At 50.0% G+C, this 16453-nt stretch carries 14 protein-coding genes; 10 read left to right on the top strand and 4 right to left on the bottom strand.

What is annotated here, in order from left to right; all coding sequences use genetic code 11:
- The first annotated feature begins 26 nt into the window (after positions 1-26).
- Entirely contained in the window at positions 27-1040 is a 1014-nt protein-coding gene (gene rssB / locus ACHHZ6_RS00635; protein ID WP_182271687.1) for a two-component system response regulator RssB, read from the top strand.
- 200 nt (positions 1041-1240) lie between these two features.
- Positions 1241-2149, top strand: coding sequence for a UTP--glucose-1-phosphate uridylyltransferase GalU (gene galU, locus ACHHZ6_RS00630; protein ID WP_182271686.1), 909 nt, complete (start codon positions 1241-1243; stop codon positions 2147-2149).
- Between the two features lie 200 nt (positions 2150-2349).
- On the opposite strand, the gene hns is transcribed toward galU, so the two are convergent.
- Positions 2350-2763: a histone-like nucleoid-structuring protein H-NS gene (hns, locus tag ACHHZ6_RS00625; RefSeq protein WP_008502781.1), complete on the bottom strand. Its 414-nt coding sequence runs from the start codon at positions 2761-2763 to the stop codon at positions 2350-2352.
- Between the two features lie 551 nt (positions 2764-3314).
- On the opposite strand from hns, the gene tdk reads away from it, so the two are divergent.
- Positions 3315-3929 carry a thymidine kinase gene (tdk, locus tag ACHHZ6_RS00620; RefSeq protein ID WP_182271685.1) on the top strand — a complete coding sequence of 205 codons (615 nt, stop codon included), beginning with the start codon at positions 3315-3317 and terminating at the stop codon, positions 3927-3929.
- A gap of 80 nt (positions 3930-4009) precedes the next feature.
- Here tdk and adhE read toward each other — a convergent pair whose 3' ends face one another.
- Positions 4010-6685 (bottom strand): bifunctional acetaldehyde-CoA/alcohol dehydrogenase, encoded by a 2676-nt coding sequence (gene adhE, locus ACHHZ6_RS00615; RefSeq protein WP_395121523.1) that lies wholly within the window; start codon positions 6683-6685, stop codon positions 4010-4012.
- Between the two features lie 477 nt (positions 6686-7162).
- Here adhE and ACHHZ6_RS00610 point away from each other — a divergent pair, with 477 nt between their 5' ends.
- From ACHHZ6_RS00610 to oppF, 6 genes are all read left to right on the top strand, one after another.
- Positions 7163-7810 carry a YchE family NAAT transporter gene (locus tag ACHHZ6_RS00610; protein WP_182271683.1) on the top strand — a complete coding sequence of 216 codons (648 nt, stop codon included), beginning with the start codon at positions 7163-7165 and terminating at the stop codon, positions 7808-7810.
- Positions 7811-8580: 770 nt separating this feature from the next.
- Complete coding sequence (gene oppA / locus ACHHZ6_RS00605; protein WP_182271682.1) at positions 8581-10215, top strand: oligopeptide ABC transporter substrate-binding protein OppA; 1635 nt, start codon at positions 8581-8583, stop codon at positions 10213-10215.
- A 124-nt stretch (positions 10216-10339) separates the two neighbouring features.
- The gene (gene oppB / locus ACHHZ6_RS00600) at positions 10340-11260 is read left to right on the top strand and encodes an oligopeptide ABC transporter permease OppB (protein ID WP_182271681.1); all 921 of its coding nucleotides are present in this window, start codon (positions 10340-10342) and stop codon (positions 11258-11260) included.
- A gap of 14 nt (positions 11261-11274) precedes the next feature.
- Positions 11275-12183, top strand: coding sequence for an oligopeptide ABC transporter permease OppC (gene oppC, locus ACHHZ6_RS00595; protein WP_182271680.1), 909 nt, complete (start codon positions 11275-11277; stop codon positions 12181-12183).
- A gap of 11 nt (positions 12184-12194) precedes the next feature.
- On the top strand, positions 12195-13208 hold the full coding sequence (locus tag ACHHZ6_RS00590) for an ABC transporter ATP-binding protein (RefSeq protein ID WP_182271679.1): 1014 nt from the start codon (positions 12195-12197) through the stop codon (positions 13206-13208).
- Positions 13205-14209 carry a murein tripeptide/oligopeptide ABC transporter ATP-binding protein OppF gene (gene oppF / locus ACHHZ6_RS00585; protein ID WP_182271678.1) on the top strand — a complete coding sequence of 335 codons (1005 nt, stop codon included), beginning with the start codon at positions 13205-13207 and terminating at the stop codon, positions 14207-14209. Before ACHHZ6_RS00590 ends, oppF begins: the two co-directional genes overlap by 4 nt.
- A 73-nt stretch (positions 14210-14282) precedes the next feature.
- Here oppF and ACHHZ6_RS00580 read toward each other — a convergent pair whose 3' ends face one another.
- Both ACHHZ6_RS00580 and cls read right to left on the bottom strand, forming a co-directional pair.
- Positions 14283-14612 carry an HI1450 family dsDNA-mimic protein gene (locus tag ACHHZ6_RS00580; RefSeq protein WP_014832243.1) on the bottom strand — a complete coding sequence of 110 codons (330 nt, stop codon included), beginning with the start codon at positions 14610-14612 and terminating at the stop codon, positions 14283-14285.
- Positions 14613-14645: 33 nt separating this feature from the next.
- On the bottom strand, positions 14646-16106 hold the full coding sequence (gene cls, locus ACHHZ6_RS00575) for a cardiolipin synthase (protein ID WP_182271677.1): 1461 nt from the start codon (positions 16104-16106) through the stop codon (positions 14646-14648).
- A gap of 144 nt (positions 16107-16250) precedes the next feature.
- Between cls and ACHHZ6_RS00570 the strand changes: the two genes are divergently transcribed.
- Positions 16251-16424: a YciY family protein gene (locus ACHHZ6_RS00570; protein WP_182271676.1), complete on the top strand. Its 174-nt coding sequence runs from the start codon at positions 16251-16253 to the stop codon at positions 16422-16424.
- Positions 16425-16453: the final 29 nt, after the last annotated feature.

Genomic DNA, 16453 nt, shown 5'->3' with positions numbered 1-16453 from the left:
AGTTACTGTCAGTCAGGGGAGGTACCATGACGCAGCCATTGGCCGGAAAACAAATTTTGATTGTTGAAGACGAGCCCGTTTTCCGCTCGCTGCTGGATTCGTGGTTATCCTCACTGGGTGCAATCACTGCACTGGCTGAGGATGGTATCGACGCGCTGGAAAAAATGGTCAGCATCACACCCGATCTGATGATCTGTGATATCGCGATGCCGCGGATGAATGGCCTGAAGCTGGTTGAGCATCTGCGTAATGAAGGCGATAAAACCCCCATTTTGATGATTTCAGCGACGGAGAATATGGCGGACATCGCCAAAGCATTACGCCTGGGCGTTCAGGATATTCTGCTTAAACCCGTTAAGGATTTGAACCGTCTGCGTGAAACGGTGTTGGCCTGCCTTTATCCAAATATGTTTAATTCCCGGGTAGAGGAAGAGGAGCGTCTTTTCCAGGACTGGGATGCTTTAGTCAGCAACCCTCCAGCGGCCGCAAAATTGTTACAGGAACTCCAGCCTCCGGTACAACAAACTATTTCACATTGCCGAATAAATTATCGACAGTTGATGGCCGCCGATCAGCCTGGACTGGTGCTGGATATTGCGCCATTGTCTGATGCGGATCTTGCGTTTTATTGTCTGGATGTTACCCGGGCAGGAGACAATGGTGTATTAGCGGCGTTATTACTTCGTGCGCTATTTAATGGCCTGTTGCAGGAGCAACTATCGCATCAGGGACAACGACTCCCTGAGTTAGGCAGTTTACTTAAACAGGTTAATCAGCTTTTTCGCCAGGCCAATTTGCCGGGACAGTTTCCGCTATTGGTCGGTTATTACCACAGCAGTTTGAAAAATCTTATCCTCGTTTCAGCGGGTCTGAATGCCACTCTGAATACCGGGGAGCATCATATTCAGGTGAGCAACGGTGTGCCCCTTGGCACACTGGAGACGGCTTACCTTAATCAAATTAGCCACCGCTGTTCCTCCTGGCAGTGCCAAATTTGGGGTGCCGGGGGGCGGTTACGCTTAATGTTGTCCACGGAATAAGCAGTTGGTTCTTATTCGTAAGATTGCTTTTCCTGTGTTTTGCCGGGAGTGCTACTATCACAGCCCAGATTCATGCGTATTTATCCTAATTGATCGGCAACGCGTTCTTTTCAGACCCGGACTGTAAGGTGAGACTGATATACTCGACGCGTTATTTAATGCATAAAAGTTCAAAACTTGAACAGCTCAGGAGAATTTCAATGGCTGCCCTAAATTCGAAAGTCAGAAAGGCCGTTATCCCGGTAGCGGGATTGGGGACCAGGATGTTACCAGCAACTAAGGCAATTCCTAAAGAGATGCTGCCTTTGGTTGATAAGCCATTAATCCAGTACGTCGTTAATGAATGTATCGCCGCCGGTATTACTGAAATTGTGCTGGTTACGCATTCATCTAAAAACTCAATCGAAAACCATTTCGATACAAGTTTTGAACTTGAAGCTATGCTGGAAAAACGTGTTAAGCGCCAGCTGTTAGCTGAAGTTCAGTCTATTTGCCCTCCACACGTTACCATTATGCAGGTGCGTCAGGGGCTGGCTAAAGGCCTGGGTCACGCGGTACTGTGTGCACACCCTGTCGTGGGCGACGAGCCTGTCGCGGTGATCCTGCCAGACGTTATTCTGGATGAATATGAATCCAACCTGTCTAAAGACAACCTGGCTGAGATGATTCACCGCTTTGACGAAACCGGTAGTAGCCAGATTATGGTTGAGCCTGTTGCCGATGTGACAGCTTACGGTGTCGTTGACTGCAAAGGCGTGAATCTGGAACCTGGCGAAAGCGTGCCAATGGTGGGCGTTGTTGAGAAACCAAAAGCAGACGCAGCACCGTCTAATCTGGCGGTTGTAGGCCGTTATGTCCTGAGCGCTGAAATCTGGCCACTGCTGGCGAAAACCCCTCCAGGAGCGGGTGATGAGATCCAGCTGACCGACGCTATTGATATGCTGATCGAGAAAGAAACCGTTGAAGCCTACCATATGAAAGGTAAGAGCCATGACTGCGGGAATAAGCTCGGTTATATGCAGGCATTTGTTGAATATGGCATTCGCCACAATACGCTGGGTGAAGAATTTAAAGCCTGGCTCAAAGACAGTATGGGTATTAAAAAATAACCCGGGCTGTAAATGAACAAGACCGGTGTGGCGATGCCCACCGGTTTTTTTATGCCCATAACAACCTGTGACAGGCTCAGACCGTAAGGAATGTTAAATAGTCCATTGTCACTATATGACAGAGTGTAAGGGGATGTTTGACGTGAATTTCAGATACAAAAAATCCCGCATTAAGCGGGATTTTTCAGAATGCGTCCTGATTAATCCTTGATCAGGAAGTCATCCAGCTGTTTGCCTTGCTCATCCATTGCTTTCTTGATAACAGCAGGAGTACGACCCTGGCCAGTCCAGGTTTTAGTTTCGCCGTTTTCATCAACATAGCTATATTTAGCAGGACGAGCAGCGCGTTTGGCTTTGGTACCGGTTTTAGCAGCAGCCATGCTGTTCAGCAATTCGTTTGGATCGATACCATCAGCAATCAGCATTTCACGATATTGCTGCAGTTTACGAGTGCGTTCTTCGATTTCAGCTGCAGCAGCGCTTTCTTCTTCACGACGTTCATTAACTACAACTTCTAATTTTTCCAGCATTTCTTCAAGCGTTTCAAGGGTACATTCTCTTGCCTGCGCACGAAGAGTACGGATGTTGTTCAGAATTTTAAGTGCTTCGCTCATTGTAGTAATCTCAAACTTATAATGGGGGGGTGGTTTGTTGACCTAATAATAGAGCGATAATTTGAGTTGTGCAATAGGTGGGAATGTAAGGAATTCAAAAAATACTAAATAATGGTCGCTATTATTAATTACGCTAACTTAAATTTCATCAGGTCCCGGACTGCGTGTTATCACGGTAACCTGCTTAACAGGGTCGGTTACATGTTTTTTTTGTGACATTTACCGCAGGAATTATAGTTGCGGCGGATAAATATCAGCCTTTTGTATTACTTCGCAAAAGCGGTGTAAAGGCAAAAATAGTTAATAAATAGTGAATTTTAATGAACCTGGATTCCAGTATAAAAAGAAGTGTTATCTTTGGCCGATGCCATAACTTATTGGCGATGCTTAATGCGTTTACTGCATGTTTTGACGCATTATTTTCTTAATTTACGGGTTTTTACCCGCGTCCTGAGCCCGCAGGGTCTGTGCAGTGTGTCGCTGATGGTGAGGCAAAATATGGTACAATGAATCATTGGGAATATTACACATTGATTAGGGTTTTACGGCCAATGGCACAACTTTATTTCTACTATTCGGCAATGAATGCCGGGAAATCTACGGCGTTACTGCAATCCTCCTACAATTATCAGGAAAGAGGTATGCGTACCGTGGTTTACACCGCTGAAATCGACGATCGCTATGGCGCGGGCAAGGTGAGTTCCAGAATAGGTCTCTCGTCGCCTGCCAGACTGTATAACCCGGAAACCGACCTGTTGCAGGATATTCGCACAGCACACGCTGCACAGCCTATTCATTGCGTTCTGGTTGATGAAAGCCAGTTCCTTACACGTGAACAGGTTCATGCGCTTTCAGAGGTCGTTGATGAGCTTGATATCCCCGTTCTGTGTTATGGGTTGCGTACGGATTTCCGGGGGGAATTATTTGCCGGGAGCCAGTATTTACTTGCCTGGTCCGATAAGCTTGTTGAACTGAAAACTATCTGTTTTTGCGGCCGTAAAGCCAGTATGGTGCTTCGTCTCGATCAGTCCGGAAAACCTTATGCGGATGGTGAGCAGGTGGTGATAGGGGGCAATGAGCGTTATATCTCGGTTTGCCGTAAACACTATAAGGAAGCATTGGTGGTAGGTTCACTGACGGCGATTCAGCACGACAACCGGAAATAATGAGCCGCTGAATGTTTTCAGCTTAATATGCAGACATAAAAAAACCCGCCAAATGGCGGGTTTTTTTATCGGGCTATCAATTAAGCGCTTTTCTTCGCTTTTTTGTCAGCTTTTACGGCAGGTGCTTCAGTTTTTGCAACAGTATCACCTTCTTTGAACTCGCGGCCGTAGTAGGTATCCAGCAGGATCTGTTTCAGCTCGGAGATCAGTGGGTAGCGCGGGTTAGCACCGGTACACTGGTCATCGAATGCATCTTCAGACAGCTTATCTACGTGAGCGAGGAAGTCAGCTTCCTGTACGCCTGCTTCGCGGATGGATTTAGGAATACCCAGTTCAGCTTTAATGCTTTCCAGCCATGCCAGCAGTTTCTCAATCTTCGCAGCAGTACGGTCACCCGCAGCGCTCAGACCCAGGTGGTCTGCGATTTCAGCATAACGACGACGTGCTTGCGGACGGTCGTACTGGCTGAATGCAGTCTGCTTGGTTGGGTTGTCGTTAGCGTTATAACGGATAACGTTGCTGATCAACAGGGCGTTCGCCAGACCGTGAGGAATGTGGAACTGAGAACCCAGTTTGTGTGCCATTGAGTGGCAAACACCCAGGAAGGCGTTGGCAAACGCGATACCGGCGATGGTTGCTGCACTGTGTACACGCTCACGCGCTACCGGGTTTTTAGCCCCTTCGTTGTAAGATGCTGGCAGGTTTTCTTTCAGCAGTTTCAGCGCCTGCAGAGCCTGGCCGTCAGAGAACTCAGAAGCCAGTACGGAAACATAGGCTTCCAGGGCGTGAGTTACAGCATCCAGACCACCGAACGCACACAGTGATTTCGGCATATCCATCACCAGGTTGGCATCAACGATAGCCATATCTGGGGTCAGCGCGTAGTCAGCCAGTGGGTATTTCTGGCCGGTCGCATCATCAGTTACAACCGCAAACGGTGTCACTTCTGAACCGGTACCGGAAGTAGTAGTCACAGCGATCATCTTCGCTTTTACGCCCATTTTCGGGAACTTGTAGATACGTTTACGGATGTCCATAAAGCGCAGTGCCAGTTCTTCGAAGTGCGTTTCAGGATGCTCGTACATAACCCACATGATTTTCGCGGCGTCCATTGGGGAACCACCACCCAGTGCGATAATCACATCTGGTTTGAAGGAGTTCGCCAGTTCAGCACCTTTGCGAACAACGCTCAGTGTTGGGTCAGCTTCAACTTCAAAGAAGACTTCAGTTTCGACGCCAGCCGCTTTCAGAACAGAGGTGATCTGATCTGCGTAGCCGTTGTTGAACAGGAAACGGTCAGTCACGATGAGCGCACGTTTGTGGCCATCAGTAATCACTTCATCCAGCGCGATTGGCAGAGAGCCACGACGGAAGTAGATAGATTTCGGAAGTTTGTGCCACAACATGTTTTCAGCTCGCTTAGCAACGGTTTTCTTGTTGATCAGGTGTTTTGGACCAACGTTTTCAGAGATGGAGTTACCACCCCAGGAACCACAACCCAGAGTCAGGGAAGGTGCGAGTTTGAAGTTGTACAGGTCACCGATACCACCCTGAGAAGCCGGGGTGTTAATCAGGATACGTGCAGTCTTCATCTTCTGACCGAAGTGAGCAACACGTTCTGGCTGGTTATCCTGGTCGGTGTACAGGCAAGAGGTGTGACCGATACCGCCCATTGCAACCAGCTTCTCTGCTTTTTCTACCGCGTCATCAAAATCTTTTGCACGGTACATTGCCAGAGTAGGGGACAGTTTTTCGTGAGCAAACGGCTCGCTTTCGTCCACAACTTTAACTTCACCGATCAGGATCTTGGTGGTGACCGGAACGGTAAAGCCTGCGAGTTCAGCAATTTTATATGCTGGCTGACCAACGATAGCGGCGTTCAGCGCGCCATTTTTCAGAATGATGTCCTGAACGGCTTTCAGCTCTTTGCCCTGCAGCATGTAGCCACCGTGGCTGGCAAAACGTTCGCGAACAGCATCGTATACGGAATCAACAACCACTACAGACTGTTCAGATGCACAGATAACGCCGTTGTCGAAGGTTTTAGACATCAGTACAGACGCGACAGCACGTTTGATATCTGCGGTTTCGTCGATAACCACTGGCGTGTTACCTGCGCCTACGCCGATTGCCGGTTTACCGGAGCTGTATGCTGCTTTAACCATACCAGGACCACCGGTCGCCAGGATCAGGTTAATGTCTGGGTGGTGCATCAGTGCATTGGACAGTTCAACAGACGGTTGATCGATCCAGCCGATGAGGTCTTTAGGTGCGCCAGCTGCAATGGCAGCCTGCAGGACGATATCCGCAGCTTTGTTGGTGGCGTCTTTCGCACGTGGGTGCGGGGAGAAGATAATTGCGTTACGGGTCTTCAGGCTGATCAGTGATTTGAAGATAGCAGTAGACGTTGGGTTGGTGGTCGGAACGATACCGCAGATGATGCCGATAGGTTCTGCAATGGTGATCGTACCGAAGGTGTCGTCTTCAGACAGCACGCCACAGGTTTTCTCATCTTTATAGGCGTTGTAGATATACTCTGAAGCAAAGTGGTTTTTAATCACTTTATCTTCAACGATACCCATGCCGGATTCGGCAACGGCCATTTTAGCGAGAGGGATTCGAGCATCTGCAGCAGCCAGAGCGGCCGCGCGGAAGATTTTATCAACCTGTTCTTGGGTGAAATTGGCATATTCACGCTGGGCCTTTTTAACGCGCTCTACGAGGGCGTTCAGTTCAGCGATATTGGTAACAGCCATAATGCTCTCCTGATAATGTTTAAACTCTTTTAGTAAACCAGCGCTCGATACGTCAGACAGTATAGTCAGGGCTTATAGGACTTGCGTAACACACAGTAAAACAAAGGGTTACTTCCTGTCGATTCACTAATTTACTAAAAGAGCCTTACCTTAGCATCATACCTTTTTGATAGGTGATCTCCCTGGCGGCGTAATCAGATTACTCACTTCTGAGTACGGAAATCATGATCTGCATCAATTTCCCCCCAAGCTGATACCATTCAGCAGGGTTATTTCTTTGAGATTATTCCACTGTTAAATAATTACGTAACTATTGGAATCGTGGCTATCATTGATTCTACAAATGTTTAACATCATGAAATGCTAACGTTTTGGCACAGATTTCTGGTGAAGTATGCTAATAAAAAGCGTATCTTCAGCGCGGTTCTACCATGACACAGTATCAGTCCCGGGCCATGCGCATAAGCGGAGCTAAACGTGATCCAAACGCTCTTTGATTTTCCAACATATTTTAAGTTTTTTATTGGTTTGTTTGCCCTGGTCAACCCGGTGGGGATTATCCCTGTCTTCATTAGTATGACCAGCTACCAGACGGCGGTGGCCAGGAACAAAACCAATCTCACGGCCAACCTGTCCGTGGCCATTATATTGCTTACCTCTCTTTATCTGGGGGATGCCATCCTGCAACTGTTTGGCATTTCCATTGACTCCTTCCGCATCGCGGGTGGGATCCTGGTGGTCACCATTGCCATGTCGATGATCAGCGGTAAGCTGGGGGAAGATAAACAGAACAAACAGGAAAAGTCAGAAACCGCCATTCGCGAGAGCATTGGTGTGGTGCCGCTGGCGTTACCGTTGATGGCAGGACCCGGGGCGATCAGTTCGACAATCGTCTGGGGGACTCGCTACCACAACCTGATGCACCTTATTGGTTTCTCCGTGGCGATTGCCATTTTTGCGCTTTGTTGTTGGGGCGTGTTCCGTATGGCTCCCTGGCTGGTGCGTTTGCTGGGACAGACGGGCATCAACGTCATTACCCGTATTATGGGTCTGTTATTGATGGCGCTGGGCATTGAGTTCATCGTCACCGGTATAAAGAGCATTTTCCCCGGACTGCTGCACTAACCACGTCATATGAATAAACGGAGCCACGGGCTCCGTTTTTTATGTGATTATCAGCAAATCATATTAATAAAGTTGAAATTTGCACAAACCATAATAAATTCTACTGATAATTGTAATTCAATGCATTTCAGTAACTTATGTGTTTTGTGTTTACCCGCCTGCACATAAATCCTGCGATCGATCTGTTATTTGACTCACATGATACTCTGGGGCTTGCTGAGAGATAACCGAAATGATATTAGTAATTTCAACGTTCCGTTAGAGGAATGTGCTAAATAATAACCAGTTGTTAAATTTTCGTACAAAACCAGTCAATGACAGCGCAGCGACGCGCTTGTAGAGAAAATTATCTCTATCATATTGAATAGCAGGGTGTTTCCCTGGTGTTTGATGTCCGGCAGGGCTGCCCATAAAAACGCGGTACTCACCGTAAAAGAGAATTGCTTAACAAATTTGCAAAATGTATTGGCGCGAGTTTACGCCATTTGATACTTTCCGGCCTTATATTTTGCAGCATAAAACAAGTAGATGAGAATTATTTTCATATAGTCCTCTTCTCAGGTATCCAGCACACGTCCCAGACAGGGGAGGCGTGTTAAGAATCGACGCAAGACGGCCATACGAGCGGTCAGTAATAAAGAAGTCGGTGATAGCAAGAAGTAAAAAAAGAACCTGACAGCAGCAAAAAAAACTCCTGCGCTGTACAGGCCCCAACAGGGGATACACAGCTGGCGAAGGCCAGTAATTATAATGAGTGGAGTATCAACACAATGTCCATCATCACAAAAAAAAGTCTGATAGCAGCGGGTATTTTCACTGCGCTGATCGCGGGTAATATGGCAATGGCTGCCGACGTGCCTGCAGGTGTAACGCTTGCAGAAAAACAAACCATGATCCGTAACAACGGCGCTGAGCCGCAGTCTCTGGATCCGAACAAGATTGAAGGTGTTCCTGAAGCGAATATCAGTCGCGATCTGTTCGAAGGTCTGCTGATTACCTCGACGAAAGACGGTCACCCAATCCCGGGCGTGGCTGAAAGCTGGGATAATAAAGACTTTAAAGTCTGGACATTCCACCTGCGTAAAGACGCAAAATGGTCCAACGGTGAACCTGTCACCGCACAAGATTTCGTATATAGCTGGCAGCGTCTGGTCGATCCTAAAACGGCTTCTCCTTACGCCAGCTATCCGCAGTACGGTCACATCCTGAACGTTGATGAAATCATCGACGGTAAAAAAGCTCCATCAGAACTCGGCGTGAAAGCCATCGATGACCACACTCTGGAAGTCACCCTGAGCGAACCTGTTCCGTATTTCTACAAACTGCTGGTTAACCCGGCAATGTCTCCGGTTAACAAAACTGCCATCGAAAAATTCGGTGAGAAGTGGACTCAGCCAGCTAACATCGTCACTAACGGTGCTTATAAGCTGAAAGACTGGGTGGTTAACGAACGTATCGTGATGGAGCGTAACACCAACTACTGGGATAACGCGAAAACCATCGTAGACCAGATTACCTATCTGCCGATTTCCTCCGAAGTGACGGACGTTAACCGTTACCGCAGCGGCGAAATCGACATGACCTATAACAACCTGCCGATTGAACTCTTCCAGAAGCTGAAGAAAGAGATCCCAACCGAAGTTCACGTCGATCCGTACCTGTGTACGTATTACTACGAAATCAACAACCAGAAAGCGCCATTTACCGATGCTCGCGTACGTACCGCGCTGAAGCTGGGTCTGGATCGCGATATCATCGTAAACAAAGTGAAAGCGCAGGGCGACCTGCCGGCATTCGGTTACACCCCGCCATACACAGATGGCGCGAAGCTGACCAAACCAGAGTGGTTCACCTGGACACAGGCAAAACGTAACGAAGAAGCGAAGAAACTGCTGGCCGAAGCGGGCTACACCGCAGACAAGCCGCTGACGTTTAACCTGCTGTATAACACCTCCGATCTGCACAAGAAACTGGCTATCGCGGCTGCATCCATCTGGAAGAAAAACCTGGGTGTGGATGTGAAGCTGGTGAACCAGGAGTGGAAAACATTCCTGGATACCCGTCACCAGGGTAACTACGATGTGGCGCGTGCCGGCTGGTGTGCGGACTACAACGAACCTACGTCCTTCCTGAACACCATGCTGTCTGACAGCTCCATGAACACCGCGCACTATAAGAGCCCGGCGTTTGATTCAATCATGAAAGAAACGCTGCAAGTGACTGATGAGGCACAACGTACTGCCCTGTACGACAAAGCAGAGCAGCAGTTAGGTAAAGATTCTGCGATCGTTCCGGTTTACTACTACGTGAACGCGCGTCTGGTGAAACCTTGGGTTGGCGGTTATACCGGTAAAGACCCGATGGACAACATCTACACCAAAGATCTGTACATCATTAAGCATTAATGGCAATCCGTGGGGCAATGTTATTTGCCCCACTGTGTCTTAACTCATCGCACTATATGCACATGATTTTTCGGGTTCGCCAGAAAGAACATGTGCAAAAGGCACACGCCAGAAGGTACGGGCAATGTTGAAATTTATCCTACGTCGCTGTCTTGAAGCGATTCCGACGCTCTTTATTCTTATTACGATTTCGTTCTTCATGATGCGTCTTGCTCCCGGTAGTCCATTTACCAGCGAGCGTGCGCTGCCGCCAGAAGTGATGGCAAATATCGAAGCGAAATATCATTTAAACGATCCTATCTCCACCCAATACTTCAGTTATCTGAAGCAGCTGGCGCATGGCGATTTTGGGCCCTCGTTCAAATATAAAGACTATTCCGTTAACGACCTGGTGGCTTCAAGCTTCCCGGTCTCGGCTAAATTAGGTGCTGCGGCATTCTTCCTGGCCGTTATTCTCGGGGTTGCCGCGGGCGTTATTGCCGCACTAAAACAAAATACCAAATGGGATTATACCGTAATGGGGGTCGCAATGACCGGGGTCGTTATCCCCAGTTTCGTTGTGGCACCATTACTGGTGATGATATTTGCCATCACGCTGAAATGGCTGCCTGGTGGCGGCTGGAACGGCGGGGCACTGAAGTTTATGATTTTGCCGATGGTGGCATTATCACTGGCGTATATTGCCAGCATTGCGCGTATTACCCGTGGCTCGATGATTGAAGTGTTGCACTCAAACTTCATTCGTACCGCGCGTGCAAAGGGGCTGCCAATGCACCGGATTATTCTCCGTCACGCGCTTAAGCCTGCGCTGTTACCCGTACTGTCCTATATGGGCCCGGCCTTCGTCGGTATTATTACGGGTTCAATGGTGATTGAAACTATTTATGGCCTGCCAGGTATTGGCCAGCTGTTCGTTAACGGTGCGCTTAACCGCGATTACTCGCTGGTATTAAGCCTCACAATCCTTGTCGGAACGCTGACCATTCTCTTTAACGCAATTGTCGATGTGCTGTATGCCGTTATCGACCCGAAAATCCGTTACTAACACTGGAGCACGCCATGATGTTGAGTAAGAAAAACAGCGAGGCGCTGGAAAACTTCAGTGAAAAACTGGAAGTAGAAGGCCGTAGCCTCTGGCAAGATGCCCGTCGTCGTTTTATGCACAACCGTGCTGCCGTCACCAGTTTGTTTGTGCTGGTGTTGATTGCTCTGTTTGTGACCCTGGCTCCCATGCTGTCACAGTTCACCTATTTCGATACCGACTGGGGCATGATGTCCAGCGCGCCGGATATGACATCCGGGCACTATTTCGGTACGGATTCTTCCGGGCGTGATTTGCTGGTTCGTGTGGCGATTGGTGGCCGTATCTCGTTGATGGTCGGTATTGCCGCCGCGCTGGTGGCGGTGATCGTCGGTACGCTCTATGGCTCACTTTCCGGCTATCTTGGCGGCAAAGTGGACTCCGTAATGATGCGTCTGCTGGAGATATTAAACTCCTTCCCGTTCATGTTCTTCGTTATCCTGCTGGTGACCTTCTTTGGCCAGAATATCCTGCTGATCTTTGTGGCGATCGGGATGGTTTCCTGGCTGGACATGGCGCGTATTGTGCGCGGTCAAACGCTGAGCCTTAAACGCAAAGAGTTTATCGAAGCTGCACAGGTTGGTGGGGTATCAACCGGTAATATCGTGGTTCGACACATCGTTCCTAACGTACTGGGTGTGGTTGTGGTCTATGCCTCGCTGCTGGTGCCAAGCATGATCCTGTTTGAATCCTTCCTGAGCTTCCTGGGTCTGGGGACGCAAGAACCGTTGAGCAGCTGGGGTGCGCTTCTGAGTGATGGTGCAAACTCAATGGAAGTTTCTCCGTGGCTGCTGTTATATCCGGCGGGCTTCCTGGTCGTCACCCTGTTTTGTTTCAACTTTATCGGCGATGGCCTGCGTGATGCCCTCGACCCGAAAGACCGTTAAGGAGCGCCGTCATGACGATAATTGAAACGGCAACTGCGCCACAGGCGCAACAACAGAGCAAAATTCTGCTGGATGTCAAAGACCTCCGCGTCACCTTTAAAACGCCGGACGGAGATGTTACCGCCGTAAACGATCTCAACTTCAGCCTGCGTGCGGGTGAAACGCTGGGGATCGTGGGTGAATCCGGTTCGGGGAAATCACAAACGGCGTTTGCGCTGATGGGGCTTCTGGCGCAAAACGGGCGTATTGGTGGTTCCGCGACCTTCAACGGGAAAGAGATCCTGAACCTGCCGGAGCAGGAGCTGAACAAGCTTCGTGCTGAGCAGATTTCGATGATTTTCCAGGATCCGATGACGTCACTTAACCCGTATATGCGCGTCGGCGAACAGCTGATGGAAGTGCTGATGCTGCACAAAGGCATGGGCAAAGCGGAAGCGTTCGAAGAGTCCGTCAAAATGCTGGATGCGGTAAAAATGCCGGAAGCACGTAAGCGCATGCGCATGTTCCCGCACGAGTTTTCCGGCGGTATGCGCCAGCGCGTGATGATTGCGATGGCGCTGCTGTGTCGGCCAAAATTGCTGATCGCCGATGAACCGACCACCGCGCTGGACGTGACCGTTCAGGCGCAGATCATGACCCTGTTGAACGAGCTTAAGCGCGAATTCAACACGGCGATTATCATGATCACCCACGACCTGGGCGTGGTTGCGGGTATCTGCGACAAAGTGCTGGTGATGTATGCCGGTCGTACCATGGAATATGGTAAAGCGCGTGATGTGTTCTATCAGCCTGCGCATCCGTACTCAATTGGCCTGTTGAATGCTGTTCCACGCCTCGACGCGGAAGGCGAATCTCTGTTGACCATTCCGGGCAACCCGCCAAACCTGCTGCGTTTGCCGAAAGGCTGCCCGTTCCAGCCGCGCTGTCCGCACGCGATGGAAATCTGTAACAGCGCTCCGCCGCTGGACGAGTTTGCACCAGGCCGTCTGCGCGCCTGCTTTAAGCCGCAGGAGGATCTGGTATGAACGCATTAGATGAAAAAAGAAATGTACTGCTCGAAATCGCCGATCTGAAAGTGCATTTCGACATTAAAGACGGCAAGCAGTGGTTCTGGCAGCCGCCTAAAACCCTGAAAGCGGTGGATGGCGTCACGCTTCGCCTGTACGAAGGGGAAACCCTGGGCGTGGTGGGTGAGTCAGGCTGTGGTAAATCCACGTTTGCGCGCGCCATTATTGGCCTGGTGAAAGCGACGGGCGGTAAAGTGGCATGGCTGGGCAAAGATTTGCTGGGCATGAAGCCGGACGAGTGGCGCGATGTGCGTAGCGATATCCAGATGATTTTCCAGGATCCCCTGGCATCATTAAACCCGCGTATGACTATCGGTGAGATTATCTCCGAGCCGCTGCGCACCTATCATCCGAAGTTATCACGTCAGGAAGTGCGCGATCGTGTTAAGGCGATGATGCTGAAAGTCGGGCTGTTGCCTAACCTCATCAACCGCTACCCGCACGAATTCTCCGGCGGTCAGTGTCAGCGTATCGGTATTGCACGTGCGTTGATCCTCGAACCGAAGCTGATCATCTGTGATGAGCCAGTTTCTGCACTGGACGTTTCTATTCAGGCGCAGGTGGTTAACCTGCTGCAAAAACTGCAGCGTGAAATGGGGCTGTCGCTGATCTTCATTGCGCACGACCTGGCGGTGGTCAAACACATTTCTGACCGCGTACTGGTAATGTATCTGGGGCATGCCGTGGAACTGGGCACGTATGATGAGGTGTACCACAACCCGTTACACCCTTATACCAAAGCGCTGATGTCGGCCGTACCGATCCCCGATCCCGATCTGGAAAAAAATAAAACCATCCAGCTTCTGGACGGTGAATTGCCATCGCCGATTAACCCGCCTTCAGGCTGCGTATTCCGTACGCGGTGTCCGATGGCAGGGCCGGAATGTGCGAAAACACGTCCGGTTCTGGAAGGCAGCTTCCGGCATGCGGTTTCCTGCCTGAAAGTCGATCCGTTATAAACATAAGGGCTGACATTACGTCAGCCCTTATCGTCTGTAGATGATAAAAAAGGCTGCATCGCAGCCTTTTTTATTATTCACGCCAGATAATATGGCACAGCTTGTGGTCTTTCTCGCGACACAGCAGCACGCGGGCAAAAATGTCGTTAATTTCACCACCATCTTCATCCGCCAGCCCAATCACGACTTCGGCGAAGAAATCAGGATTGAGGTCGAAATCCACGTGTTCGGCCCAGTCTTCTGCCGGGTCGAACAATTCGGCACCGCCGCGCTCTTCGAATTGCAGATTAAAGAGGATCACGTCTGCGGGATCGAGGTTATCAACCGCCAGTTCGAGAAAAATGTCATAGGCCTGCTCGAGCGTTTCGTCTTCGGTCAGGCGATTGTTCAGATCCATTTCCATGATGACTACCTGTTTAACATCGTTGGGCACGTTTTACAGCAACGGGCTAAAGAAGTAAAACAGTCGTTCGGCAATTCTCTGCCACAGCGGACGTTTCACCCACAGTCTGGCATCCAGCAGGCGCGAGCGGGAGATGTAGTCATCCTGTACCGCCGCCAGATCGCCACCAAATCCGGAATCGTCTATCACCAGCGTGATCTCAAAATTTAGCCACAGGCTGCGCATATCGAGATTGACGGTTCCCACCAGGCTCAGCTCGCCGTCAACCAGTACGCTCTTGGTATGCAGAAGCCCGCCCTCGAACTGGTAAATTTTCACGCCAGCAGCCAGCAGTTCGGTAAAGAAGGCGCGGCTGGCCCAGCCCACGAGCAGCGAGTCATTTTTGCGCGGCATAATAATACTGACGTCCACACCACGCTGCGCAGCGGTACAAATCGCGTGCAGCAGATCATCGCTGGGAACAAAGTAGGGGGTGGTCATGATCAGATATTCACGCGCTGAGTAGGTGGCAGTGAGCAGCGCCTGATGAATCAAATCTTCCGGGAAACCCGGCCCGGAGGCGATGGTGTGAATAGTGTGGCCACTGGCCTCTTCAAACGGCATGATATTACCGTCCGGTGGCGGAGGAAGAATGCGTTTGCCGGTTTCAATTTCCCAGTCACAGGAGTAGACGATCCCCATAGAGGTGGCAATCGGGCCTTCCATTCTTGCCATCAGGTCGACCCATTGGCCGACGCCGGAATCTTGCTTGAAGAAACGCGGGTCAACCATGTTCATACTGCCGGTATAGGCAATATAGTTATCGATCATGATCATTTTTCGGTGCTGACGAAGATCCATGCGACGCAGAAAAACACGCAGCAGGTTGACCTTTAGCGCCTCAACCACTTCGATACCGGCATTACGCATCATGCCCGCCCAGGGGCTGCGGAAAAATGCGACGCTACCAGCGGAGTCCAGCATCAGGCGGCAGTGAATACCCCGGCGAGCGGCCGCCATCAGCGATTCTGCGACCTGATCGGCCATCCCACCGGGTTGCCAGATATAGAACACCATCTCAATGTTATGGCGAGCCAGCTGAATATCACGGATCAACGCCTGCATCACATCATCGGAGGTTGTCAGGAGCTGGAGCTGATTCCCTTTTACGCCGGCAATTCCCTGGCGACGCTCGCACAGTTTAAACAGCGAGGAAGCGACGCTACTGTTGTTCTCAGCGAAAATATGTTTACAGGCTTTAAGATCGTTGAGCCATTTTGCGGTGGAAGGCCACATGGCCCGGGCACGTTCGGCACGGCGCTTACCGAGATGAAGCTCACCGAACGAGAGATAGGCAATAATGCCCACCAACGGCAGGATGTAAATAATCAGTAGCCAGGCCATGGCAGAGGGTACGGCTCTGCGCTTCATCAGGATGCGCAACGTCACACCCGCGATTAACAGCCAGTATCCCAGAATGACCAGCCAACTCACCACGGTGTAGAAGGTTGTCATAGATAAGAAAATCCTTTTGAAAGCGTATTGTTATGAGTGTACGCATCAGGATTCATCTGGCAAATAAAAACGCCAGATAAAAGCGCTGGTTTGCTGAGGGGTTGGGTTTATAATGGGATTTCTGTTAGAGAAAGAGTTGTAGACATGAAGCGCAGTAGAACAGAAGTAGGGCGCTGGCGCATGTTGCGACAGGTGAGTCGTCGCAAGGCTCGTTGGCTGGAAGCACAATCCCGCCGCAATATGCGTATCCACGCTATCAGAAAATGTGGACTGGACAAACATCGTAACGCGTTGCTGTTCGCGATCCAGGATATCTGAGTACCATGAGGGCACCGTTAAGGTGCCCA

This window comes from Enterobacter cloacae complex sp. 2024EL-00214, assembly GCF_043945575.1.
GTDB lineage: Bacteria > Pseudomonadota > Gammaproteobacteria > Enterobacterales > Enterobacteriaceae > Enterobacter > Enterobacter cloacae_P.
The sequence above is the reverse complement of the archived record's forward strand: the minus strand, read 5'-3'. Positions and strand labels throughout refer to the sequence as shown.